Source organism: Nonomuraea sp. NPDC005983, from assembly GCF_040614375.1.
Classification (GTDB): domain Bacteria; phylum Actinomycetota; class Actinomycetes; order Streptosporangiales; family Streptosporangiaceae; genus Nonomuraea.
Window position 1 is genome coordinate 1 of record NZ_JBEXUP010000129.1, and the last position, 23,893, is coordinate 23,893.

At 71.4% G+C, this 23,893-nt stretch carries 21 protein-coding genes and 1 pseudogene; 11 read left to right on the plus strand and 11 right to left on the minus strand.

Annotation, left to right across the window (positions count from 1 at the left end):
- Positions 1–114 precede the first annotated feature (114 nt).
- Positions 115–1,281, minus strand: a complete 1,167-nt coding sequence (locus tag ABZ297_RS36925; RefSeq protein WP_355356232.1) for an FAD-binding oxidoreductase — start codon at positions 1,279–1,281, stop codon at positions 115–117.
- 121 nt (positions 1,282–1,402) lie between these two features.
- Between ABZ297_RS36925 and ABZ297_RS36930 the strand changes: the two genes are divergently transcribed.
- Both ABZ297_RS36930 and ABZ297_RS36935 read left to right on the plus strand, forming a co-directional pair.
- Entirely contained in the window at positions 1,403–2,389 is a 987-nt protein-coding gene (locus tag ABZ297_RS36930; protein ID WP_355356234.1) for a COX15/CtaA family protein, read from the plus strand.
- 61 nt (positions 2,390–2,450) lie between these two features.
- Positions 2,451–3,158, plus strand: a complete 708-nt coding sequence (locus tag ABZ297_RS36935; RefSeq protein WP_355356236.1) for an ElyC/SanA/YdcF family protein — start codon at positions 2,451–2,453, stop codon at positions 3,156–3,158.
- Here the strand turns inward: ABZ297_RS36935 and ABZ297_RS36940 are convergent.
- Positions 3,134–4,327, minus strand: a complete 1,194-nt coding sequence (locus ABZ297_RS36940; protein WP_355356238.1) for a PrsW family intramembrane metalloprotease — start codon at positions 4,325–4,327, stop codon at positions 3,134–3,136. The genes ABZ297_RS36935 and ABZ297_RS36940 overlap by 25 nt on opposite strands.
- Before the next feature lie 118 nt (positions 4,328–4,445).
- Positions 4,446–5,390: a heme o synthase gene (locus ABZ297_RS36945; RefSeq protein WP_355356240.1), complete on the minus strand. Its 945-nt coding sequence runs from the start codon at positions 5,388–5,390 to the stop codon at positions 4,446–4,448.
- Between the two features lie 256 nt (positions 5,391–5,646).
- On the opposite strand from ABZ297_RS36945, the gene tkt reads away from it, so the two are divergent.
- The 6 genes from tkt to pgl all read left to right on the plus strand — a co-directional run bounded on the left by tkt (position 5,647) and on the right by pgl (position 13,906).
- On the plus strand, positions 5,647–7,755 hold the full coding sequence (gene tkt, locus ABZ297_RS36950) for a transketolase (protein ID WP_355356242.1): 2,109 nt from the start codon (positions 5,647–5,649) through the stop codon (positions 7,753–7,755).
- A 1-nt stretch (position 7,756) separates the two neighbouring features.
- Positions 7,757–8,851 carry a transaldolase gene (tal, locus tag ABZ297_RS36955; protein WP_355356244.1) on the plus strand — a complete coding sequence of 365 codons (1,095 nt, stop codon included), beginning with the start codon at positions 7,757–7,759 and terminating at the stop codon, positions 8,849–8,851.
- Positions 8,851–10,473, plus strand: a complete 1,623-nt coding sequence (locus ABZ297_RS36960) for a glucose-6-phosphate isomerase (protein WP_355356246.1) — start codon at positions 8,851–8,853, stop codon at positions 10,471–10,473. The genes tal and ABZ297_RS36960 overlap by 1 nt, the downstream gene beginning before the upstream one ends.
- Positions 10,474–10,546: 73 nt before the next feature.
- A complete protein-coding gene (gene zwf / locus ABZ297_RS36965; protein WP_355356270.1) occupies positions 10,547–12,076 on the plus strand; it encodes a glucose-6-phosphate dehydrogenase in 1,530 nt (509 codons plus the stop codon).
- Entirely contained in the window at positions 12,076–12,990 is a 915-nt protein-coding gene (gene opcA / locus ABZ297_RS36970; protein WP_355356248.1) for a glucose-6-phosphate dehydrogenase assembly protein OpcA, read from the plus strand. The genes zwf and opcA overlap by 1 nt, the downstream gene beginning before the upstream one ends.
- 142 nt (positions 12,991–13,132) lie before the next feature.
- Complete coding sequence (gene pgl / locus ABZ297_RS36975; RefSeq protein WP_355356250.1) at positions 13,133–13,906, plus strand: 6-phosphogluconolactonase; 774 nt, start codon at positions 13,133–13,135, stop codon at positions 13,904–13,906.
- Positions 13,907–13,961: 55 nt separating this feature from the next.
- On the opposite strand, the gene add is transcribed toward pgl, so the two are convergent.
- Entirely contained in the window at positions 13,962–15,002 is a 1,041-nt protein-coding gene (gene add / locus ABZ297_RS36980) for an adenosine deaminase (protein ID WP_355356252.1), read from the minus strand.
- 74 nt (positions 15,003–15,076) lie between these two features.
- On the opposite strand from add, the gene ABZ297_RS36985 reads away from it, so the two are divergent.
- On the plus strand, positions 15,077–15,358 hold the full coding sequence (locus ABZ297_RS36985; RefSeq protein ID WP_355356253.1) for a hypothetical protein: 282 nt from the start codon (positions 15,077–15,079) through the stop codon (positions 15,356–15,358).
- On the opposite strand, the gene ABZ297_RS36990 is transcribed toward ABZ297_RS36985, so the two are convergent.
- From ABZ297_RS36990 to ABZ297_RS37000, 3 genes are read right to left on the minus strand one after another with little or no spacing between them, the layout of a single operon-like run.
- Positions 15,329–15,901 carry a TetR/AcrR family transcriptional regulator gene (locus tag ABZ297_RS36990; protein ID WP_355356255.1) on the minus strand — a complete coding sequence of 191 codons (573 nt, stop codon included), beginning with the start codon at positions 15,899–15,901 and terminating at the stop codon, positions 15,329–15,331. The two genes, ABZ297_RS36985 and ABZ297_RS36990, sit on opposite strands and share 30 nt — an antisense overlap.
- An 11-nt stretch (positions 15,902–15,912) precedes the next feature.
- Positions 15,913–16,782, minus strand: coding sequence for an oxidoreductase (locus tag ABZ297_RS36995; RefSeq protein WP_355356257.1), 870 nt, complete (start codon positions 16,780–16,782; stop codon positions 15,913–15,915).
- Positions 16,783–16,826: 44 nt separating this feature from the next.
- Positions 16,827–17,600, minus strand: a complete 774-nt coding sequence (locus ABZ297_RS37000; RefSeq protein WP_355356259.1) for a hypothetical protein — start codon at positions 17,598–17,600, stop codon at positions 16,827–16,829.
- A 72-nt stretch (positions 17,601–17,672) separates the two neighbouring features.
- Here ABZ297_RS37000 and ABZ297_RS37005 point away from each other — a divergent pair.
- Positions 17,673–18,101, plus strand: a pseudogene (locus ABZ297_RS37005) (Clp protease N-terminal domain-containing protein); the annotation flags it as partial.
- Between the two features lie 195 nt (positions 18,102–18,296).
- Here the strand turns inward: ABZ297_RS37005 and ABZ297_RS37010 are convergent.
- From ABZ297_RS37010 to ABZ297_RS37025, 4 genes are all read right to left on the minus strand, one after another.
- Entirely contained in the window at positions 18,297–19,481 is a 1,185-nt protein-coding gene (locus ABZ297_RS37010; protein ID WP_355356261.1) for a cytochrome P450, read from the minus strand.
- 96 nt (positions 19,482–19,577) lie between these two features.
- Complete coding sequence (locus ABZ297_RS37015) at positions 19,578–20,138, minus strand: TetR family transcriptional regulator (protein WP_355356262.1); 561 nt, start codon at positions 20,136–20,138, stop codon at positions 19,578–19,580.
- Positions 20,139–20,246: 108 nt separating this feature from the next.
- On the minus strand, positions 20,247–21,278 hold the full coding sequence (locus ABZ297_RS37020) for a GNAT family N-acetyltransferase (protein WP_355356264.1): 1,032 nt from the start codon (positions 21,276–21,278) through the stop codon (positions 20,247–20,249).
- A 61-nt stretch (positions 21,279–21,339) separates the two neighbouring features.
- Positions 21,340–21,741, minus strand: a complete 402-nt coding sequence (locus ABZ297_RS37025; RefSeq protein ID WP_355356266.1) for a hypothetical protein — start codon at positions 21,739–21,741, stop codon at positions 21,340–21,342.
- Between the two features lie 221 nt (positions 21,742–21,962).
- Here ABZ297_RS37025 and ABZ297_RS37030 point away from each other — a divergent pair, with 221 nt between their 5' ends.
- A complete protein-coding gene (locus tag ABZ297_RS37030) occupies positions 21,963–23,567 on the plus strand; it encodes an amidohydrolase (protein WP_355356268.1) in 1,605 nt (534 codons plus the stop codon).
- Positions 23,568–23,893: the final 326 nt, after the last annotated feature.

Consider the following 23,893-nt stretch of genomic DNA (forward strand, 5'->3'; position numbering starts at 1 on the left):
AACTCGCAGTCCGGCTTGATGTTCTGGTGATAGTTGTTGCCTCGATCGTCTGCCCGGCCGCGACCGGCACCGGGCGGCCGTCGACGGTGATGTGGAAGTCCGGGGAGGGCTGGGTCACGACGACTCCTGGAAGCGGCCGGGGCGGAAGGGGCGCAGGTCGAGGTCCGGGCCGGCGCCGGTGAGCAGCTGCGCGAGCAGGTGCCCGGTGGCCGGGGCGAGCCCGATGCCCGCACCCTCGTGGCCGCACGCGTGGTACAGGCCGGGCACGCGGGGGTCCTCCCCGATGACGGGCAGGTGGTCGGGGCAGTACGGACGGAATCCGCAGTACGACCTGATGGCCCGCACGTCCCGCAGTGCGGGGAAGAGCGCGACCGCCTGCGCGGCGAGCCGTCCGAGCACCGGGAGCGAGGTGGTGCGGTCGAACCCGACCCGTTCCCTGCTGGCCCCGATGAGGACGGTCCCCGCCGGGGTCCCCTCCACCACGGCGGACGTCTCCAGCCCCGCCGAGTCGCTGGCCACGTTCGTGACGTAGGCGGCGGTGTAGACCTTGTGCCTGATCAGGGGCTCGGCCAGCGGCTCGGTGACCAGGATGAAGCCGCGCCTGGGCAGCACGGGCAACTCGACACCGGCCATCGCGGCGACCTCGCCGCCCCAGGTGCCGGCCGCGTTGATCACCGCGCCGCCGAGGAGGTCGCCCTGGTCGGTGCGGACGCCCGTGATTCGGCCGCCGGACGGGGTGAAACCGGTGACGCTCACGCCGGTGCGCAGGCGCACGGCGCCGTGCCCGTAGCTCTCGGCCGCGTGCTCCAGCAGCCTGGCCGCCGCCAGCATGGGCTGGACCTGGGCGTCCTGCGGGTAGTGCACGCCGCCCGCGAGCCCGGCCGCCAGGTGCGGCTCGTAGTCGCGCAGCGCCTCCCCTGCCACCACGGCGTGCTCGACGTCCTGCTTGGACGCCAGCTCGACGAGCTGCCGCTGGATCTCGTCCGTCTCGGCGACGACGAGGCCGCCCTTGGCCTCGAACTCGAAGCCGCCGAGGGCCGACAGCTCCCGCCACAGGCGGTTCGACAGCAGCGCCAGTTCCAGCTCGGGCCCCGGTTCCTTGTCGGAGACCAGGATGTTGCCCTCGCCTGAGCCGGTCGTCCCGCCCGCGACCGGGCCCCGGTCGAGCACGGTCACGTCCAGGCCGGCGCGCGCGGCGTAGTAGGCGCAGGCCGCGCCGACGACTCCCGCGCCGACGACGATCACGTCGGACATGCACACCTCCCGCCAGTAATATGTCACATACTCGCGCGGTTTGAGAAGTCACGTTCCGTATGACGGGACAAGGCGGCCATAGTCCGGCTTCGGCAGGCGCGTTCCCCCAATTCGGGGACCGGCCGGACCCGCCCGTACCATCGATGACGTGAAGCTACCCACCGACCACGCCAATCCCCTCATCAGGCGACTCTTCTCATTCTGGGCGCCGACGGCGGAGACGATGCGTGGCTGGGCGCTGGCGTCAGTGGTGGTGAACGCGGGCGCCACCGTCACCGGAGTGGCCGTGCGCGTCACCGGCTCGGGGCTGGGCTGCAACACCTGGCCGAAGTGCACGCCCGACAGCTTCATCCCCGTCGCGCACCCCGAGATCTCGCCGGTCAACATGGCCGTCGAGTTCGGCAACCGGCTGGTGACGTTCCTCGTCCTCGCCTTCGGCGTCGCCTGCCTGCTCTCGGCGATGCGGCTGGCGCCGCGCCGCCGCTCGCTGCTCCTGCTGGCGTGGCTGCAGCCGGTGGGCATCGTCGCGCAGGCCCTCTGGGGCGGCCTGGTCGTCAAGAGCGTGCTCAACCCGCTCACGGTCGGCATGCACTTCCTCATCTCCATCGGCCTGATCGCCGCCTGCTGGGCGCTGTACAAGCGCGCGGGCGAAGGCGACGAGCCGGCCAGGCGGCTGGTGCACCGCGACATCCGCAGGCTCGGGCACGTCCTGCTGGCGGCGGTGTTCGTGCTGCTCGTCGCCGGCGTGGTGGTCACCGGCACCGGCCCGCACTCCGGCGACGCGCAGGCCGGCCGCCTCGACCTCGACATCGAGAGCGTGGCCCGGCTGCACGCCGACATCGTCTACATCGTCGTCGGGCTGACGTTCGCGCTGCTGTTCGCGCTGCACGTCACCGACTCGCCCAGGGCCGCACGCCGGGCGGCGCTGGCGCTGTTCGCGGTCGAGCTGGCCCAGGGCGTGATCGGGTACACGCAGTACTTCCTGGCCGTCCCGGCCTTCCTGGTGGGCCTGCACGCGCTCGGCTCGACGCTGGTCTGGATCGCCGCGCTCAGGGCGGTCACCTCGCTGCGCACCCGCGGCTCCGCACCGGCCCCGATCACCCCCTCCCCCACCGAAATGGCCGCCGCCGTCTGATCATCTGTGTCAGGGTGTGGGGTGATTGGTCCGCCACTCCCCCACCGATGAGAGGTGCGTTTTGCCGCGATTCGTCCGCCCCTCTCGGCGCGCCCTCCGCCGCTCCTTCCAGGCGCTGGTGCTGGTCACCGTGCTCGCGCTGGCACCGATGACGTGGGCCTGGCTCGACAGCTCGGACCACCGCGTGGTGGCCGACACCGACGGCTGGCTCGGGCGGGTGCCGCCGTCGCAGGCGGCTCTGGTGCTCGGCGCCGGCCTATTCGGCGGACGCCCGTCCTCCATGCTGGCCCGCAGGCTCGACATCGCGGCCCAGCTCTACCGGGAGGGCAAGGTCAGGGCGCTGCTGCTGTCCGGCGACAACAGCCGCAAGGACTACGACGAGCCGACCGCCATGCGCGACTATCTGATGGCCAAGGGCGTGCCCGGCGGGGTGATGGTGCTCGACTACGCCGGCTTCGACACCTGGGACTCCTGCGTGCGGGCCCGCAAGGTGTTCGGCGCCCAGCGGCTGACCGTGGTGACACAGGTGTTCCACCTGCCGAGGGCCGTGTCACTGTGCCGCACGGCGGGCCTGGAGGCGTTCGGGGTGGGCGACGACTCCACCAAGCAGTGGGCCGTCACCACGTACGCCTCCGCCACGCGCGAGTTCTTCGCCACCGCCAAGGCGGTGGCCGACGCCCTGCTGCTGAACTCCGAGCCGGTCTATCCGGGGCCCGTCGAGACCTCGCTCAGGCACATCCTCGCTCAGCCCGGAGCGCCGGGCGCGTAGCCCGGCGGCGGTGTTCCCCTGGTCATGGCCTGGGCGTGCGCGGGCGGGATCGGCCACGCTGCGCGGGCGGCGGCCATGCACTCAAGCAGCGCCCGCTGCTCCTCGTGGAAGGCCTGCTCATCGACGATCCGCCGCGCGGCCCGCTCGTGCAGCAGGCCCAGCTCGGTGGCGGCGAGCTGGTAGTCGCTCATCGCGCGCAGCCCGCGCTTGCCCCCGTGCGCCCTGGCCCACTGCCTGGCCTGCCTGCGCCGCGACAGCGCCGAGAGCATGAAGATGTCGGCCTGGTTGACCAGCTTGGTCGGCTCGTAGGCGGGCAGGTAGCGCTGGATCAGCGCGACGATCCGCCGCCGGTCCTTGAAGACCACCGCGATCAGCACCAGGAGTACCACGAGCAGTACCAGGTAGGCGATGATCAGCCCGGGGAACCTGCCGTAGGAGGCCAGCCCGTTCCACAACCCGTGCAGGACCATCGCCCCGACCCAGCCGGCCATGATGTAGAAGACCCGCTCGGGCCCGCGGCGGGTGGCCGCGTAGGCCACCGCAACGCCGATCATGGACGTGAACAGCGGATGCGCGAACGGCGACAGGATGCCGCGCAGCACCACCGTCACCGCCAGCCCCTTGACGCCCTGCTCGGAGTTGAGCGCGGCCAGGTAGTAGCTGACGTTCTCGCTCATGGCGAAGCCCAGGCCGACCATGCTGGCGTAGATGACGCCGTCGGTCGGCCCGTCGAGCTCGGCCCTGCGGAACTTGAGCAGCCCGAGCAGGACCAGCCCCTTCATCGTCTCCTCGACCACGGGCGCGCCGAACGTGGCCGCGATGTTGCGGGCGCTGGCCTCCGACAGCTTGGCCGTGTCGATGATGTAGTGCAGGTTGAGCGAGTTGACCACACCGGCGACCAGCACCGCGATGCCCGCTCCCCACGCGAAGGCGAAGACCAGGTTGGAGCGCGGCTCCGGCTCCATGCGGTCGAGCGCGAGCACCCCGGCCAGCAGCAGCGGCACGGGGGCGAGGGCGAGGATGAGCGCGATGAAGAACTGCACCGGCTCGCCGTTGATCACGTCGAAGGAGAACGAGACGAGCGCGCAGATGCCGGTGAGGACCAGCCCGGTAATCAACGCGAACGACGGGCGGTCTCTGAACACCCAGCGTGGATCACGGGACGCCATAAGGTGACGATAACGGATCAGAAACCCGGTGTCCTTCCGAGGTGACGAGGTCCGGCCGGTCCTGGCGGCGTCCGCGAGACCGGTCGCTGCGCGACGCGCGCGGCCTGGGTACGGCGGCTCAGGACAGCAGCGGGTCGATGGCGACGGCGAGGAAGAGCAGCGCCAGGTAGGCGTTGGACCAGTGGAAGAAGCGCATCGGCCGGAGCGCGACGCCGGACTTGCCGGAGTTCAGCCTGGCCAGCAGGCGGTGGACCTCCCACAGGCAGAAGGCGCCGAGCGCCCCGGCCACGATCGGGTAGAACAGCGTCGTGTGGGCCACCGGCCACAGCGCCAGCGAGCAGAGCACGGTCGCCCAGGTGTAGGCGATCGACTCGAGGATGACCCGCCGCTCGGTGGCCACCACCGGCAGCATCGGCACCTCGGCCGCCGCGTAGTCCTCCTTGTAGCGCATGGCGAGGGTCCAGGTGTGCGGCGGGGTCCAGAAGAACACCACGCCGAACAGCACCAGTGGCGCCCAGTCGACCCGCTCGGTGATGCCCGCCCAGCCGATCAGCACCGGCATGCAGCCCGCGATGCCGCCCCAGACGATGTTCTGCGCGGTGCGCCGCTTGAGGATCATCGAGTAGACGAGCACGTAGAACAGGATCGCGCCGGTCGACAGCACGGCCGCCAGCCAGTTCGTGGTCAGCCACAGCCCAAGCGTCGACAAAATCCCCAGCACGATGCCGAAGACGAGCGCCCCCTTGGGCGACACCTGGTGCCGGGCCAGCGGCCGCTTCCTCGTGCGGCGCATCTTCACGTCGATGTCGCGGTCGACGTAACAGTTGAGCGCGTTGGCGCTGCCCGCCGACAGCGTGCCGAACACCATGACCGCGACGGACGTCCACAGCGGCGGCAGCCCCCCGGCCGCGAGGAACATCACCGGCAGGGTGGTGATCAGCAGCAACTCGATGATCCGCGGCTTGGTGAGCGCGATGTAGGCCTTGACGACCATGCCGATCGTGCGCGGCGCCTCGGCCGCGGGGGCGGGGGCCGTCGCCTGCCTGTTCGTCAGCACCGTCAAGGCGCTTCCAGCACGTGCGGAGTCAACGCGTAACCTCTGATTAGAGCGGATCCGTGGAGGGCGCCGTGGCGCCCCTGCGAACAACCAAACTGTAGTAGCAGGGGCGGCCGGTCCGGCCAATGGGGGGCTTGAGCCAGCTACGGGCCCGCACGGGTGGGAGGGAATCGTTCGCCAGGTCCACTCGGTTAAGGTCCCGTGTGGGCGGGATATGCCAACCGGCACCACCAATGACAACTAGATTGCGGAGATCGAGCACTTGAGCACCGAACTCGTGCCAGCCCTCGAATGGACCGACCTCGACAAGCGAGCAGTCGACGTCGTTCGAGCCCTGGCGATGGACGCAGTGGAGAAGGCGGGTTCGGGTCACCCCGGCACCGCCATGAGCCTGGCCCCCGCCGCATACCTGCTGTTCCAGCGGACGATGCGCCACGACCCCACCAACGCCGACTGGCTGGGCCGTGACCGTTTCGTCCTGTCGTGCGGGCACTCCAGCCTGACGCTGTACATCCAGCTGTTCCTGTCCGGCTACGGGCTGACGATCGATGACCTCAAGCGCCTGCGCCAGTGGGACAGCCTGACCCCCGGCCATCCCGAGCACGGTCACACGGTCGGTGTCGAGACCACCACGGGCCCGCTGGGCCAGGGCCTGGGCAACGCGGTCGGCATGGCGATGGCGGCCCGCCGCGAGCGCGGCATGTTCGACCCCGACGCCGCCCCCGGCGAGTCCCCCTTCGACCACCACATCTGGTGCCTCGTCAGCGACGGCGACATCGAGGAGGGCATCAGCCACGAGGCCAGCTCGCTCGCCGGCCACCAGAAGCTCGGCAACCTCATCGTCATCTACGACGACAACCACATCTCCATCGAGGACGACACGCTGATCGCCAAGTCCGAGGACGTGGTCAAGCGGTACGAGGCGTACGGCTGGCACACGGTCAGCGTCGACTGGACGAAGACCGGCGAGTACGTCGAGGACGTCGAGGCGCTGCACGCCGCCCTGGAGGAGGCCCGCGCCGAGACCGACAGGCCGTCGTTCGTCCGGCTGCGCACGATCATCGGCTGGCCCGCGCCGAACAAGCAGAACACCGGCAAGATCCACGGTGCCGCGCTGGGCGAGGAGGAGGTGGCCGCCACCAAGCGCGTCATGGGCATGGACCACGGCGCCACCTTCGACGTGCCGGCCGAGGTGCTGGAGCACGCCCGCCAGGTCGCCCGGCGCGGCCACGAGGAGCACGCCAAGTGGGAGCGCGGCTACCTGGAGTGGCGTCAGGCGAACCCCGAGCGCGCCGCCGAGTACGACCGCATCTCCCGCCGTCGTCTGCCCGCCGACTGGTCGACCGCGCTGCCGCAGTTCGAGACGGGCGGCTCGATGGCCACCCGCAAGGCGTCCGGCGAGGTGCTCAGCTCGCTCGCGAGGGTGCTGCCCGAGCTGTGGGGCGGCTCCGCCGACCTGGCCGAGTCGAACAACACCACGATGAAGGGCGAGCCGTCCTTCATCCCCGAGGAGTACCAGACCAAGGAGTTCCCCGGTAACCGCTACGGCCGGACTCTCCACTTCGGCATCCGCGAGCACGCCATGGGCGCCATCCTGAACGGCATCGCGCTGCACGGCGGCACCCGCCCGTACGGCGGCACGTTCCTGGTCTTCTCCGACTACATGCGGCCGTCGGTGCGGCTGGCGGCCCTGATGAAGCTGCCGGTCACGTACGTGTGGACACACGACTCCATCGGCCTGGGCGAGGACGGCCCGACCCACCAGCCGGTCGAGCACCTGTGGGCGCTGCGCGCCATCCCCGGCCTGGACGTGGTGCGCCCCGGCGACGCCAACGAGACCGCCTACGCGTGGAAGGCCGTCCTGGAGCACACCGACAGGCCCGCCGCGCTCGCCCTGACCAGGCAGAACCTGCCGGTCTTCGAGGGCACGAGCGCCGAGGGCGTGGCCCGCGGCGGCTACATCCTGCGCGAGGCCTCCGACGGCCAGCCGCGGGTGATCATCATCGCGACCGGCAGCGAGGTGGAAATCGCCGTCAACGGCCGGGAACTGCTGGAGGCCCAGGGCATTCCGACGCGCGTGGTGTCGATGCCGTGTGTCGAGTGGTTCCACGGGCAGGACATCGCTTACAGGCACACCGTTCTGCCGCCATCGGTCACGGCTCGGGTCGCGGTCGAGGCGGGCATCGCGCTCGGCTGGCACGAGTTCGTCGGTGAGTGCGGCGAGGTCGTCGGCCTGGAGCACTTCGGCGCCTCGGCGCCGTACCGCACGTTGTACGAGCAGTTCGGGCTGACGGCCGAGCGCGTCGCGGCGGCGGCCAAGTCCAGCCTGGCCAAGCTGGGGCATGACAAGGGCGAGACGACGGGAAACTGAGATGAGCAGCGAGATTCTGAACAAGCTGTCCGGCCAGGGCGTGTCCATCTGGCTGGACGACATCAGCCGCGAGCGGCTGCGCAGCGGAAACCTGGAGCAGCTGATCCGCGAGAAGAACGTGGTGGGGGTCACCTCCAACCCGACCATCTTCGCCGGCGCGCTGAGCAAGGGCGACGCCTACGACGCCCAGCTCCACGACCTGGCCGTCCGCGGCGTCGAGGTGGGCGAGGCGGTACGCGCCATCACCGCCTACGACATCCGCTGGGCCGCCGACGTGCTGCGCCCGGTCTACGACGCCACCTCCGGCGTCGACGGGCGGGTGTCACTGGAGGTCGACCCGCGCCTGGCGCGCGACAGTGAGAAGACCATCGCCGAGGCCCGCGCCCTGTGGTGGCTGGTCGACAGGCCGAACCTGTTCATCAAGATCCCGGCGACCCTGGAGGGCCTGCCCGCGATCACCCAGGCGATCAGCGAGGGCATCAGCGTCAACGTCACGCTGATCTTCTCGCTGGAGCGCTACCGCGCCGTCATGGACGCCTGGCTGGCCGGTCTGGAGGCCGCGCAGGCCAAGGGCCTCAACCTGGCCACGATCGAGTCGGTGGCCTCGTTCTTCGTCAGCCGCGTCGACACCGAGATCGACAAGAGGCTCGACAAGCTGGGCAAGCCGGAGCTCAAGGGCAAGGCGGGCGTGGCCAACGCGCGCCTGGCCTACGCCGCGTACGAGGAGGTCATGAGCTCCGAGCGGTGGCAGCGGCTGCGCGCCGCGGGCGCCCGCCCGCAGCGTCCGCTGTGGGCCTCGACCGGCGTCAAGAACCCCGAGTACTCCGACACCATGTACGTCGACCAGCTCGTCGCGCCCGGCACCGTCAACACGATGCCGGAGAAGACGCTCGACGCGGTGGCCGACCACGCCACCATCAGCGGCGACACCGTCCGCCCCTTCTACGAGCAGGCCTGGAACACCATGGCCGCGCTGAAGGAGGCCGGGGTCGACTACGACGACGTGGTGCGGGTCCTGGAGGACGAGGGCGTGCAGAAGTTCGAGGCGTCCTGGAACGAGCTGCTCGAGAGCGTCACCAAGAACCTGGCTCGCTGATGGACGTGATCTACCGCGAGGAGGAGGTGGCCGCGGCCGCTTCCTCCCTCGCGGGGCGGCTCGTCGAGGCCGGCGTGCCCGCGCGGCTCACGGGTGGCGACTCCACCCTGTGGGGCGCGGGCCCGCAGCAGGGCGCGGCCGTCAGGCTGGGGTGGCTGACCCTGCCGAGTACCTCGCGCGAGCTGCTTCCCGAGCTGGGCAGGCTGGCCGGATGGGCCCGCGCGGAGGGGCTGACCAACGTGGTGCTCGCCGGGATGGGCGGCTCCTCGCTGGCGGCCGAGGTGATCTGCGCGAGCGCCGACGTGCCGCTGACCGTGCTCGACACGACCGACCCGGCCGAGGTGCGCAGGGCGCTGGCCGACAACCTCGACGCCACCGTCCTGGTCGTGGCGAGCAAGAGCGGCTCGACCGTGGAGACCGACAGCCACCTGCGCGTCTACCGGCAGCTGTTCGACGAGGCGGGGATCGACCCCGCCGGCCGGATCGTGGTCGTCACCGACCCCGGCTCGCCGCTGGAGCAGGAGGCGGTCGAGCGCGGCTACCGGCTCGTGCGCGCCCCGGCCGACGTGGGCGGGCGCTACGCGGCGCTGTCGGCCTTCGGCCTGGTGCCGAGCGCGCTGGCGGGCGTGGACGTCGAGCGGCTGCTCGACGACGCCGGCGAGGTGCTGCCGCTGCTGTCGAAGGAGGCCGGCAACCCCGGCCTGCTGCTGGGGGCGGCCCTCGGCGCGGCCGCGCTCGGCGGCCGCGACAAGCTGATCCTGGACGACCAGCTCTCCTCCCTCAACGGGCTGCCCGACTGGATCGAGCAGCTCGTCGCCGAGTCCACCGGCAAGGACGGCAAGGGCATCCTGCCGGTCGTCGCCGCCGAGCCGAGAGGGGCCGCCGACGAGCTGGTGGTCGCGATCGACTCCGACGGGGCGCACGACGGCGACGTCCGCGTCGACGGACCGCTGGGGGCGCAGTTCCTCGTCTGGGAGTACGCCACGGCCGTCGCCGGGCTGGCCCTGGAGATCGACCCGTTCGACCAGCCGAACGTGGCCGAGTCGAAGCTGAACACGGCCGCGCTACTCGACCTGCCCGAGCTGCCCGTCGGTGAGCCGGTACTGGTCGACGGGCCCGTCGAGGTCTACGGCAGCACCCGGGCGCGTGACCTGTCCGGGGTGCTGACCGAGCTGCTCGACTCGATCCCCGACGACGGCTACCTGGCCGTCACGGCCTTCCTCGACCGGCTGGCCGCCTTCGACGCGCCGGTGCCCGAGGGAGCCGACTTCGAGCAGATGACCGACGCGTGGATGGCCGCCGACGCCGCCACCCTGCGGGCGCTGCTCGCCATGCGCACCGAACGGCCCGTGACCTTCGGGTGGGGGCCGCGTTTCCTGCACTCCACCGGGCAGTACCACAAGGGCGGCCCGCAGAACGGGGTGTTCCTGCAGATCACCGGCGCCGTCACCGACGACGTCCCGGTGCCCGGCAGGCCGTACACCCTGGGCAGACTCCAGCTCGCCCAGGCGCTCGGAGACCTCGGGGCGCTCCTGAACCGGGAACGACCAGCCGTACGCCTGCACCTGACCGACCGCGCGGCCGGAGTCGCGCACCTGCTCGCAGCCGCACAGGAGGTTTGACATGACAGACCCGGCAGCGCCCGCGGAGGAGGCCGTCCAGGTGGCCGCCGACGTCGCGGGCACATCCACGACGATGGCGGTGGTGGACTCCAACCCGTTGCGCGATCCGCGCGACAAGCGGCTGCCCAGGGTGGCCGGACCGTGTGTGCTGGTGTTGTTCGGCGTGACGGGAGACCTGGCCAAGCGCAAGCTGCTGCCGGCGATCTACGACCTCGGCAACCGGGGGCTGCTGCCGCCCGGCTTCTCGCTGGTCGGCTTCGCCAGGCGCGACTGGAAGGACCAGGACTTCGCCCAGTTGACGCACGACGCCGTCAAGGCGCACGCCCGGACCCCGTTCCGCGAGGAGGTCTGGAAGCAGATCCGCGAGGGCATCCACTTCGTTCCCGGCGAGTTCTCCGACGACGGGGCGTTCGACGCGCTGGCGATGGCGTTGAGGGAGATTGACCAGACCCGTGGCACGGGCGGCAACTATGCGTTCTATCTGTCGGTGCCGCCGAAGTTCTTCCCCGTGGTGGTGGAGCAGCTCAAGCGCACCGGCCTGTCCGACGCGCCTGCCGGGGCGTGGCGGCGGGTGGTCATCGAGAAGCCGTTCGGCCACGACCTGAAGTCGGCGCACGAGCTGAACGAGATCACCACCTCGGCCTTCCCCGAGAGCTCGATCTTCCGGATCGACCACTACCTGGGCAAGGAGACGGTCCAGAACATCCTGGCGCTGAGGTTCGCCAACAACCTCTACGAGCCGATCTGGAACCGCAGCTACGTCGACCACGTGCAGATCACCATGGCCGAGGACATCGGCATCGGCGGGCGCGCGGGCTACTACGACGGCATCGGCGCGGCCCGCGACGTCATCCAGAACCACCTGCTCCAGCTGCTCGCGCTGGTCGCGATGGAGGACCCCACCTCCTTCGAGGCGTCCTCGCTGCGGCGGGAGAAGGAGAAGGTGCTCAAGGCCGTGCGGCTGCCGTCGGACCTCGCGCTCAACACCGCCCGCGGCCAGTACGCCGCGGGCTGGCAGGGCGGCGAGAAGGTCGTCGGCTACCTGCAGGAGGAGGGCATCCCCGCCGCGTCCATCACCGAGACGTACGCCGCCATCAAGCTGGAGATCGCCAACCGGCGCTGGGCGGGCGTGCCGTTCTACCTGCGCACCGGCAAGCGGCTGGGCCGCCGGGTGACCGAGGTCGCGGTGGTGTTCCAGCGGGCGCCGCACCTGCCGTTCTCCAAGGACGACACCGAGATCCTCGGCCAGAACGCGCTGGTGATCAGGGTGCAGCCCGACGAGGGCATCACCGTGCGGTTCGGCTCCAAGGTGCCGGGCACGGCCATGGAGGTGCGCGACGTCTCCATGGACTTCGCCTACGGCGAGTCGTTCCTGGAGTCGTCCCCCGAGGCGTACGAGCGGCTTCTGCTGGACGTGATGATCGGCGACCCGCCGCTCTTCCCGCACCAGCGCGAGGTCGAGCTGTCGTGGAAGATCCTCGACCCGATCGAGGAGTTCTGGGCCACCCAGGGCCAGCCCGAGCCCTACCCCTCGGGGTCGTGGGGCCCCGAGTCGGCTGACGCGATGATGGCCCGCGACGGCCGGGTCTGGAGGAGGCTCTGATGACCACGTTCATGCTGACGGACACGACCGCCGGCAAGATCTCGGCACAGCTCACGCTGCTGCGCCACCAGATGGGCGCCCCCGCGATCGGCATGGTGCTGACGCTGGTCGTGGTCTGCGACGAGCGCGACCAGTACGACTCGCTGCGCGCCGCCACCGAGGCGGCCCGCGAGCATCCGTCGCGCATCCTGGTCGTGATCAAGCGTGAGCCCGACGAGACGAACCGGCTCGACGCCGAGCTGCGCATCGGGGAGAACACGCCGGGCGAGGTGGTGGTGCTGCGGCTGTACGGCGAGCTCACCGACCACGCCGACTCGGTGGTCAGCCCGCTGCTGCTGCCCGACACGCCGGTCGTCGCCTGGTGGCCGGGCACGGCTCCGGCCGTGCCGTCCAAGGACCCGATCGGGAAGCTGTGCCTGCGCCGCATCACCGACGCCAAGGACAGCGACGGCGGCGGCATCGCGGCGCTGGCGGCCAGGGCGAAGGGGTACGCGCCCGGCGACACCGACCTGGCGTGGGCGCGGCTGACGCCGTGGCGCAGCCTGCTCGCGGCGGCGTTCGACCAGCCTGTCGGGAAGGTCCGCAGGGGGGTCGTGGAGGCGGCGACGGCCCACCCGAGCGCTCCGCTGCTGGCGGCGTGGCTGTCCGAGCGGCTCGGCGCGCAGATCAAGGTCGCCGACTCAAGCGGGCCCGGGCTGACGTCGGTGCGGCTGGCGACCTCCGACGGCGACCTGATGGTGTCCAGGAGCGACGCCAGGCTGGCGAAGCTGTCGCGGCCGGGGCAGCCCGACAGGAACGTGGCGCTGGCCCGGCGGCAGACGTCCGAGCTGCTGGCGGAGGAGCTGCGGCGGCTGGACTCCGACGAGATCTACGAGGCGGCCCTCAAGCGGCTGGCTCGCACCTACAAGCCCTGAAACAGGGCAAGCCCTGAAAAATCGCGTTAAAGCGGCGCCCCGTGTGCAGGGCGCCGCTGACGCTCGCCAACCGGCGCCCGGTCCCCTGGCCGAGCCGTGGCGCCTGGGGATCGGCGCGGGCGAATCATGAAAGACTAGGCGCGTGAGCGTTCCCAACGTAGTCGTCCACCGCGACGCCGACATCCTGGCCAAGGCCGTGGCGGCGCGGATCATCACCCGGCTCGTCGACGTGCAGGCGGCCAAGGGCTCGGCGTCGCTGGTGCTGACGGGGGGCACGGTCGGCATCGCCACGCTGTCGGCCATCGCCGCGACCCCGGCCCGCGACGCCGTCGACTGGCGCCACCTCGACATCTGGTGGGGCGACGAACGTTACCTCCCGGCCGGCGACCCGGAACGCAACGAGACCGGTGCCCGGCAGGCGCTGCTCGACCACGTGGACGTCGACCCCGAGCGGGTGCACGTCATGCTCGGCCCCGACTCCGGGCTGTCGGCCGAGGAGTCGGCCGAGGCGTACGCAGCCGAACTCCAGAAGGCGGCCAGGCCCGAAGACCACGGCCCGGTGCCCAGCTTCGACGTGACCCTGCTCGGCATGGGCCCCGACGCCCACGTGGCGTCGCTGTTCCCGGGCATGCCCGCCCTCTACGACACGCGGGCGGCGGTGGCGGTGCACGGCTCGCCGAAGCCGCCGCCCACGCGCATCTCCCTCACCCTGCCGGCCATCCAGGCCTCGCGCGAGGTGTGGGTGGTCGCGGCGGGCGAGGAGAAGTCGGGCGCCGTCCGGCTGGCCCTGTCGGAGTCGGGCCACGTGCAGGTCCCCGCGGCCGGAGCCCGCGGCAGGCTCCGCACGCTGTTCCTGCTCGACCGGGCGGCGGCAGGCAAGATCCCGCCCGGCCTGGGCCGAATCGCCTCCCCCTGACCCCTCGGCGCCCCCTCGGCGGCTCTGCGGTGACTCTGCGGCGAGGGCGAACCGGTCAGGCGCCGGCGAGCGTGTCGATCTCGGCGAGGAGGGCCTTCTTGCGCTCCTCCGGCAGGTAGGACGCCTGGACCCCGTTGCGGGCCAGCCCCGCCAGCTCCTGCCTGCCCAGCCCCAGCGCCCTGGCCGCGACGCGGTACTCACCGGCCAGGGTGGTGGCGAACATGGGCGGGTCGTCGCTGTTGAGCGTGACGAACAGGCCCTCCTCCAGCAGCCTGGGCAGCGGATGGTCCTCGATGCGCCGCACCTGGCCGGTGCAGACGTTGGAGGTGGGGCAGACGTCCAGCGGCAGCTGGGTCTCGCGCAGGTGCGCCACGAGCCGCTCGTCGGCGAGGCAGTTGATGCCGTGGCCGATGCGCTCGGCGCCGTAACCGTCGATGACCTCCCAGATGGTCTCCGGCCCGGTCATCTCCCCGCCGTGCGGGACGCTGTGCAGGCCCGCGGCACGTGCCGCCGTGAACGCGTCGCGGTAGGCGTCACGGTACGAGGCGCGAGCCTGTTCGATGCCGCCGATCCCGAAACCTACCAAAGCGGCGGGAGGTTCCTGCAGAGCGTGGTCGAGTGTGACCTTGGCGGCCTCCTCGCCGTACTCGCCCGGGATGTCGAAGATGTAGGCCATCTCGACGCCGTGCTCGGCGAGCGATCGGCCCGCGGCCAGGTCGAGCGCCTGCGTGACCTCACGCATCGGCATCCCGACCATGTGGTGCGCGTACGGCGTGACCTGCAGTTCCACGTATCGGGCACCCTGGCTCGCGAGGTCGCCGGCCAGCCCGAGGACGAGGGTGGCGACGTCCTCGGGGTCGCGTACCAGGGCGTTGACCGCCGTGTACACCTCGGCGAAGTGCGGGAAGTCGCGGAAGGCGTAGAACGTGCGAAGCTCCTCCTCCGTGGTGGGGACGGCGCTGCCGGGGTGTCGGCGCGCCAGTTCCAGGACGGTGGGCACGGAGGCGGACCCGATCAGGTGGACGTGCAGCTCGACCTTGGGCAGCGCGTCGATGAAGGCGTCAAGGGACGCGTCGAAGGGGGTTTCAGGGGTCATGCCGACGACCATAAGCCCGACATTTCCCGTACAAACAGAGTTTGAGCCGAAATTTCACACAAAAATGTGAGATTGTGCCCCTGTTCGCCGCCCTCCTCGCGGACGCCGGCTTCTCCGGCGTGGCCGTGGACACCCTCAGGTGGCGCCATGAGGTGGCCCCGTCCGCATGGTGGAGCGACATCATCGAGGCGGGCGGCCCGCGCTTCGCGATCATCGCGGAGCAACCGCCGGAGACGTCCGCCCGTATCAGGAGCCACTACCTCAGGCTGACGGGACGCTACGACGGCGCCTTCCCCGTCTGCGCCCACCTGGCCCACGCGGAGAGGTCAGCCGGCCCAGACCCGGACCAGCGGTAGCAGGACCTCCTCGACCGACTCCGTCACGAACGGCTCGTCGAAGGGCGGCCCGATGAAGATCATGCGATGCCAGACCAGCGCCTCCAGCAGCGCGAAGAGGCGAGCCGGAGCCACCCGCCCGGCCAGTTCGCCCCGCGCCACGGCCCGCTCCAGCAGCGCCTCCACGCCGCGCAGGTCGCGGGTGGGCATGTGCGCGCGCAGCGTCCGCGCCAGCTCCTGGTGCGAGACCAGCGCGGACGACAGCCCCATGATGACCGTGTGCTTGCGCTCCACCACCTCGCACACCCCCCTGAACAGCGACGACAGGTCGCCCCTGAGCGACCCGGTGTCCTCGACCGCGGGGGTGTCCATGTCGAAGCGGTTGCAGATGACGTCGACGACCAGCTCGGGCTTGCCCGCCCAGCGCCGGTAGATGGTGGCCTTGCTGGCCTTGGCGCGCCTGGCGACCTGGTCGACCGACATCCGGTCATAGCCCAGCTCCGACAGCAGCTCCAGGGTGGCGTCGAGGATGGCCCTCTCCCTGGAGGGGTCGAGTGGAGCCACGTGCACGTCCTTCAGTGGTGGGAGATCTCCTCAAATCGTACGCCGGTCAGCTCGGTGGACACGTCCCAGAGCCGGGCGGCCACGTCGGCGGAGCGGGCCGTCTCCGACGGGGTGAGCAGCTTGGCCTTGGGCCCGACGAACTCGCCGCCGCGGATGGCGGGCGAGGTGGCGGCGTACAGGGACGGCAGCGCGCCCGCCTCGGCCTTCTGCAGGAACACGCCCAGCAGCCACTGCAGGGGGCCGAGCTTGACGATGCCGGTGGCGGTGGCGCCGGGATGGGTGGCGACGCTGAGCAGGTCGAGGCCCGCCCGCTGGGCCCGCCGGTGCAGTTCGAGCGTGAACAGCAGGTTGGCCAGCTTGGACCGGCCGTAGGCGCTCATCCGGCCGTAGCCGTGCTCCAGCCCGAGGTTGTCGAAGTCGAGCTTGCCCACGGCGTGCGCGTCGCTGGACACGGTCACCACGCGGGCGCCGGAGCCGGCCACGAGCAGCGGGAACAGCAGCCCGGTGAGCGCGAAGTGCCCCAGGTGGTTGGTGCCGAACTGCAGCTCGAAGCCGTCCTTGGTCTCCGCGCGCCCGATCATCCCGATGCCCGCGTTGTTGATCAGCAGGTCGACCCGGTCGACGCCCGCGGCGAACGTCCTGATGGAGGCGAGGTCGGCCAGGTCGAGCCGGCCGAAGGAGATCTCGGCTCCCGGCACGGCCTGCCTGAGCCGCGCGACGGCGGCCTCGCCCTTCTCGGCGGAGCGGGCGGCCACCACGACCCGCGCGCCGCGCCTGGCCAGTTCGAGGGCCGTGGGCAGGCCGATGCCGCTGTTGGCGCCGGTGACGATCGCCGTCTTTCCGGTGAGGTCGGGCATGTCGGCGGGGGTCCAGGTGGTCATCGGCGCTCCCAAGAGGTGTACGGAACCGTTTCGTACACCATAGCCTAGCCCTCCAGCCGCTGCCGCGCGTGCCGCTCCTCCCGCCGGGTCACGTCCAGACGCTGCCGGCTCTCCTCCAGCTTCTTGCGCGCCTCCGACAGCTTCCGCTCCAGCTCAGCGACCCTCTCCGCGCGCCTGTCGTGCTGCTGGACGGCCTCCTGCAGGGCCTGCTGCCACTCCTGGTGGGCCGCCTCCGCCGCCCGCCTCTCCTTGGCTCTCCTGGCCTCCTCCTGCCTACCGGCCTCTTCCCGCCTCCTGGCCTCGGCGGCCTTGTCCTCGGCGGAGACCTTCTTCCTCGCGGGCCTGTCGCGCAGGATGGGGGCGGGGGCGAAGCCGGTGTAGTTGAGCGCTCTGTCCAGCAGCCCTCGGCGTACCCGCTCGGCGGCGTCGGCGTCCACGATGGCGGCGTCGAGGGTCTGGTCGACCTCGGTGGCGGCGGCGGGCGACAGCCGGGCGCTCTGCCTGATCAGCCGCGACACCTTGGCGGAGACCGCGCCGCGCCGTCGCGTCAGCTCGGCCAGCGCGTCGGGGTCCTGCCGCTGCCAGGCCGCGCGCAGCTGCTCCCCCAGGTCGAGGAGCTCGCGCAACACGTCCGGATGGTCGCGGGCGGCCCGGTTGACGGCCCACGCCGACACGGTCGGCTTGCGCAGGCCGGCGATCTCGCGCGCCAGCGCCGCGTCGCCGCCGTCCTTGGCGGCGCGAGCCTCGGCGGCGCGGGCGGTGGTGAACTCGGACGGTGGGAGCGCGTAGAGGCGGACCGCCGCCTCGTCAAGATCCACGCTGGTCAGATACCCCACATCGTGCGGTTTCTAGCGCATAGTGGAAGCAGCCCACTCGAACGGAGGCCGGAGGTGTTCGAGCGCTTCACCGACAGCGCGCGCAGGGTCATCGTCCTCGCCCAGGAAGAGGCGCGGACGATGAACCACAACCACATCGGCACCGAGCACATCCTGCTCGGCCTGATGCAGGAGGACGACGGCGTCACCGCGCAGGCGCTCGACGGGTTCGGCCTCGACCTGGACGAGCTGCGCGCGTTCGTCGAGCGCGAGGTGGGCCAGGGCGAGGGCCGGCACTCCGCCCAGCGCATCCCGTTCACGCCGCGCGCCAAGAAGGTGCTGGAGCTCTCGCTGCGCGAGGCCCTCCGGTTGCACCACCAACACATCGGCACCGAGCACATCCTGCTCGGGCTGATCAAGGAGGGCCAGGGGCTCGCCGCGCAGGCGCTCGCGCACGCGGGCGTGGACCTGGCCGAGCTGCGCCGGCGCGTGCTCGAGCAGCTCGGCCGCGCCAGGCTCAGGCCGGGCGAGGCGTTCCACTTCGGCGAGCCCACCGCCCTCGCCGAGCGGCTCACGCGGATCGAGGAGAGCCTCGAACGCATCGAGCGTCACCTCGGGATCAGCAGACCGTCCGGCGGCCCCGAGGACGAGCCCGGGGCGGCGGGCTGACACCGGCTCCGCTCCCCCGTCGCCGCTCGTCTACCAGGTGACGGGGAGACTGTGGGCGCCGTAGATGGTCATGTCGGTTCGCATCGGCACCTCCTCCGGCGGCACGGCCGGCCGCAGGCCGGGGAAGCGCTCGAACAGCGCGCGGAACGCGACGCGCATCTCGATCCTGGCGAGCTGGTGCCCCAGGCACTGGTGAATGCCGTGACCGAAGGCCAGGTGCCCGACCTGCACGGGCTTGGTGACGTCGAGACGCTCTGGGTCCTGGAACCGTCCGGGGTCGCGGTTGGCGGCCGGGATCGAGAGCGTCACCACCTCGCCCTTCCTGATGGTCTGCCCGGCGATCTCGACGTCCTCCAGCGCGGCCCTCAGCGGTCCGAGGTGGGCGACGGACAGGTAGCGCAGGAGCTCCTCGACGGCCCCCTCCATCAGGGACGGGTTCTGACGCAGTGCGCCGAGCTGGTCCGGGTTCTCCATGAGCACGTAGGCGCCCAGGCCGAGCATGCTCGCCGTGGTCTCGTGCCCGGCGACCAGCAGCAGCAGGCCCGCTCCCGCGATCTCCTCCTGGGTCAGCCCGCCTTCGACCACGAGGCCGCTGAGCAGGTCGTTCGCCGGCTGCGCCTGCTTCTTCCCGACCAGCTCGTACAGGTAGCCGAACAGCGACGTCATCGCCGCGCCGACCTCCTCCTTGGTCGACCCGGTGCGCAGGGCCGTCGCCGAGTCGTGCTGGAACCGCTCACGGTCGGCGTACGGCACGCCCAGCAGCTCGCAGATCACCAGGGAGGGGACCGGTAGGGCGAACTCCCGCACCAGGTCCGCGGGCGCCCCGCCGCGCTCCATGGCGTCGAGGACGTCCGCGGTGATCCGCTCGACCTCCGGCTCCAGCCCCTTCAGCCTGCGCACCGTGAACTGCGCGGCGAGCCGGCGGCGGAAGCGGGTGTGATCCGGCGGGTCGAGCTGCATGAAGAAGCCCGGGGGCAGGGCGAGCTCGTTGGACTCGAAGCCCTCCCAATCGATCGGCCAGCGTAGCTTCTCGAGCCGGCTGCTGAAGCGCGGGTCGGCCAGCACCGCGCGCGCGGCCGCATAGCCGGTGACCAGCCAGCCCTGATGGCCACCTGGATAGGCCAGCGGGCTGAGGGGCGCCTCCTCCCGCCAGCGCCCGAGCTCCTCGGGCGGGTCGAACGGGGACGGGCGCTCTGTGGGAAACCTGACGACCATGATCGCTCCTTGGGATTCCTCTACACCTATAGAGGCTCTACGTCAGTAGAGTATCCGCGCCATGGGTCGGCCCTTCGGAGGGGATGTGATGATCGGTCAGTGCTCGCCGGCGGTGGCCAGCAGCGCGCGGATCTTGGTGCGCAGGTCGCTGATATCGCCCCTGGTGACGAGGCGGTCGAAGAGCAGCCCGTCCCCGTAGGCGACGAGATCACCGGCCCACCGGTCCGCGTCGGGCACGCCGGAGGCGTCAAGCAGCCGGGCGACCATGGCGCACTGGCGGGCGCGGTTGGCCAGGAGCACCCGGCGCAGCTCCGGCCGCCGGGTCGACTCCAGCGACAGCTCGAACCTGGCGAGCTGACGGTCACGGCCTGCGGTGAGCCACTCGCCGACGAGCCAGGCCACGGCGTCGACCAGCTCGTCCTGACCGCCCCTGGACGACTCCGCCTGCTCCTGGAGCGCGGCGATCTCGGCCGCGCCGTGCTCGGCGAGCCGCTCCGCCGTCGCCTGCAGCAGCGCCTGGCGGGTGCGGAAGTAGTACGACGTCGAGCCCTCGGGCAGGCCGGCCGCCCGGTCGACGGCACGATGGGTCAGCCCGCGCATGCCCTCCGCGGCGAGCAGCCTGATCGCCACGTCGGCGATCTCCTGTCTTCTGGACACCCGCCGAGTGTAGAGCTCCGTACGGTCGCGAGCGGTCGGATGGCGTGGCCGGCCTCGCCGCCGAGCCCGCCCCTGTGACCGTCCAGGCTCGGCGGCGAAGACGTCCCGTCAGGGCTGCGGGACGGGGATCATCCTGCCGATGGGCATGCGCGCCTCGATCACACCGGGGTCGTCGGTGTAGCCCAGCGTCGCGCCGAGGCTGATCAGCAGCCGGCGCATCCGGGCGTTGTCACTGAGCAGGGTCGCCCGCACCTCGGCGAACCCGGCGTCACGCGCAGCGGTGACGAGCATGCGGGCGAGCTGCCCGCCCAGGCCCCGCCCCTGCCACGAGTCCTCGATGAGGAAGGCCATCTCGGCCGCGCCCGGGTCGGGGCAGTACATCAGGTTGGCCAGGCCGACGACCTGCCCGTCGCGGCAGGCGACGACCGACTGCCCGCGCCCCTTGTCGAGCAGCCGGTCGAAGACCCGCTCGGGCAGTGCCGGCATGGATGTGAAGTAGCGGAACCGGCGCGACTCGGGGCTGCAGCGGTCGTGCAGGTCGCGCACGGCCTCGCGGAACCCCGCGGTGAGCGGCCGCACCTCGACCTCGACGCCGTCGTCCAGGCGCAGCGCGCGATCGACCGCGGCGGGCTCGGCCGCCGGCTGCGCGAGCCGGACGAACGACGCCGCCCTGGCCGCCTCGGTCAGCGTGAACGGCAGCTCCGCGCGGCGCAGCCGGATCGCCCTCTTGGGCGCGACGGGCACGACGAGTAGGTGCGGGTCGGGAAGATCACTCACCTGATCACCGTATTGCCAGCCTGTGGTGTCCGCGCGCAGCAACTCCCCGAGGATCTCGGGCAGCCGCCAGGGCTGCTCGTTCACCCGGCAGGCGAGCAGGAGCGCACGGGTCGTCTCGTCGGTGAGTTCGTGCGCGGTGGCGGGGACCACGTGGACGCGGCGGCCGCCGGCGGCCTCGATCGCCGCGGCGATGGCTTCGGCGGACACGGGCACCTCGGCGACGAACTCGTCGACCGTGCCGTCGGTGTCAGGCTGGACGGACAGGCCGAGGATGTTGCCGCCCCATTCGGCGAGGACGGCCGTGAGTGAGGCGAGCCGACCGGGTCGCTCGTCGACGGTGGTGCGGATCCGCAGAAATGCCATGTTTGCTCCCCTCCGATATGGCCTCAGGATGGCGGCCACCTGTTACGCCCCTGCTACGGGGTCATGGCTCCGCCGTTTCTTTTGTCGGGCTTAGCTCCATTACGGATGCTTTGGGCCATCGCGCGTCGTCGGCGTGGAGCAGTTCGGCCAGGAGCGTGGGAAGCGTCCAGGGCATGCCGCGGACCTGGACGGCCGGCAGCAGGGCCCGGGTGGGCTCGTCGGTCAGCTCGTGCGCGGTGGCGGGCACGACCGTGACCTGGCGGCCACCGGCCGCTTCCAGCGCCGCGTGCACGCTCTCGGGGGTCGCGGGGATGTCGGCGAGGAACTCGTCGACCGTCCCGCCGGTGTCGGACTGGACGCTCAGCCCGACGATGTCGCCGCCCCTGGCGGCCAGGGCCGACGCGAGGGAGGCCAGGCGTCCCGGCCGTTCGTCCACGGCGGTGCGGATGCGCAAGAATCCCATACTCAGGAGGATGCCGGGCGGCTGTTACGCCGCCGCTACCGCGGTGTTTCACCGCGCATTTCGTCGTGAGATGCGGAAACTTATACGGATATAGCAGGATATGAGGACATGAGTGGGGTTGTTCCCTTGTTGTCCGGGTCTGCCGGCGGCGCGGTGCCGCTCCGGCCCGTCCGCTTCGCCGACCTCATCACCGGCCTTTGACTCCGCGATCCAGGAGTGACATGAACATTCTTTTCAGAGGCGGACGCGTCTTCACCGCCACGGGCGAGTTCGCCGAGGCGGTGCTCGTCCAGGACGGCTTGATCGCCGCGGTGGGCGGCGAGGGCGAGCTGGCACGGCTGGCCCCGGCCCACGACACGGTCGACCTCGACGGCGGCTTGCTGGTGCCGGGGTTCACCGACGCGCACATCCACCCGGTGCAGGCGGGCCTCGAGCGGGCCAAGTGCGACCTGTCCGAGGTCTTCGGGCTGGACGCCTACCTCACGGAAATCTCCGACTATGCCGCAAAGAATCCGGAGAAAGCGTGGATTGACGGTGGAGGCTGGGACATGGCCGCCTTCCCCGGCGGTCTGCCGCACCGGTCGCAGCTCGACTTCCTCGACCGTCCCGCCTACCTGATCCAGCGCGATCACCACGCCGCCTGGGTCAACACCAGGGCTCTCGAACGGGCCGGGATCACCGCCGACACGCCCGACCCGTCCGACGGCCGGATCGAGCGCGACGCCGACGGCACGCCCAGCGGCGTGCTGCACGAGGGCGCGATGGACCTCGTCGGCCTGCTCACCCCCCGCCCGACCTCCCAGGACCTCGACGCCGCGCTGGCCGAGGCCGAGCAGTACCTGTTCTCCCTCGGCATCACCGGCTGGCAGGACGCCATCGTCGGCTCCTACGCGGGCTCGCAGGACCAACTGCCCACGTACCTGTCGGCGGCGGGCTCGGGCAGGCTCAGGGCGCGCGTCGTCGGCGCCCTGTGGTGGGACAGGACGCGCGGCCTCGACCAGATCGAGGGCCTGGTGGCCAGGCGGGCCGCCGCCGAGGGCCTCGACCGCTTCCGCGCCACCTCCATCAAGATCATGCAGGACGGCATCACGGAGAACTTCACCGCCGCCACGCTGGAGCCGTACTGCCTGTGCGGCGGCACCGGCCTGTCGTACGTCGACCCCGGCAAGCTCAAGGAGTACGTGGCCGAACTGGACCGGCTCGGCTTCCAGGTGCACTTCCACGCGATCGGCGAGCGGGCCGTCCGCGAGGCCCTCGACAGCTTCGAGGGCACTGACCCCGCCAACCGCCACCACATCGCCCACCTGCAGATCATCGAGCCGTCGGACGTCCCCCGCTTCGCCGCGCTCGGCGTCACCGCCAACCTGCAACCGCTGTGGGCCACCCACCACGCCCAGATGGACGAGCTGACCCTGCCGTTCCTCGGCGACCCCAGGTCGTCGTGGCAGTACCCATTCGCCGACCTGCTCGCCCACGGCACCCGGTTCTGCGCGGGCAGCGACTGGCCGGTGTCGAACGCCGACCCGCTGCAGGGCATGCACGTGGCGGTCAACCGCACCGAGCCGGGCAGTTCGGTGCACGCCGGTTATCCCACCGCGCAGACCCCGTTCCTGCCGGGCCAGCGCATCGACCTGGCGACCGCGCTCACCGCGTACACGGCGGGCTCGGCCTGGATCAACCAGTCGCCCGCCGGGCTGATCGAGCGGGGCCGCCCGGCGGACCTGGTCGTCCTGGACCGCGACCCGTTCGAGCTCCCCAAGCAGGACATCTGGACCACCCAGGTCAGCCTGACCTTCGTCGACGGCGAGCCCGTGCACCAGCGTTGACCCAGGCACCTCTCCGTCCCGCCGCACCCAGCGCTCCCCTGGGTGCGGCGAGGCTGAGCGACCTCCTCCGCTCGGGAGAGCACACCAGGCGTCGCCAGTCCTGCCGGCGGCCCGACGGCGTCGGATCCGCGTTCCGAAGCCGCGCAACCCGCACCCGGCATCGCGTTCCGAAGCCGCGCAACCCGCCCCCGGCATCGCGTTCCGAAGCCGCGCAACCCGCCCCCGGCATGCGAAAACGGCGGCGCCCCGCCCCCAGTGCGGGGGGCCGCCGGTCAGGGTCGGCTCACCACCGGGGCGTGGTGTAGAGCAGGGGGTCCCCGTGATAG

Coding starts and splice junctions, on each gene's coding strand:
- zwf (WP_355356270.1), top strand. CDS start 10,547: ATGGCGGTGGTGGACTCCAACCCGTTGCGCGATCCGCGCGACAAGCGG.
- ABZ297_RS36940 (WP_355356238.1), bottom strand. CDS start 4,327: ATGGCGTCCCGTGATCCACGCTGGGTGTTCAGAGACCGCCCGTCGTTC.
- opcA (WP_355356248.1), top strand. CDS start 12,076: ATGACCACGTTCATGCTGACGGACACGACCGCCGGCAAGATCTCGGCA.
- ABZ297_RS37020 (WP_355356264.1), bottom strand. CDS start 21,278: ATGGCATTTCTGCGGATCCGCACCACCGTCGACGAGCGACCCGGTCGG.
- ABZ297_RS37030 (WP_355356268.1), top strand. CDS start 21,963: ATGAACATTCTTTTCAGAGGCGGACGCGTCTTCACCGCCACGGGCGAG.
- ABZ297_RS37010 (WP_355356261.1), bottom strand. CDS start 19,481: ATGGTCGTCAGGTTTCCCACAGAGCGCCCGTCCCCGTTCGACCCGCCC.
- tal (WP_355356244.1), top strand. CDS start 7,757: ATGAGCAGCGAGATTCTGAACAAGCTGTCCGGCCAGGGCGTGTCCATC.
- ABZ297_RS37025 (WP_355356266.1), bottom strand. CDS start 21,741: ATGGGATTCTTGCGCATCCGCACCGCCGTGGACGAACGGCCGGGACGC.
- add (WP_355356252.1), bottom strand. CDS start 15,002: ATGACCCCTGAAACCCCCTTCGACGCGTCCCTTGACGCCTTCATCGAC.
- ABZ297_RS36995 (WP_355356257.1), bottom strand. CDS start 16,782: ATGACCACCTGGACCCCCGCCGACATGCCCGACCTCACCGGAAAGACG.
- ABZ297_RS36960 (WP_355356246.1), top strand. CDS start 8,851: ATGGACGTGATCTACCGCGAGGAGGAGGTGGCCGCGGCCGCTTCCTCC.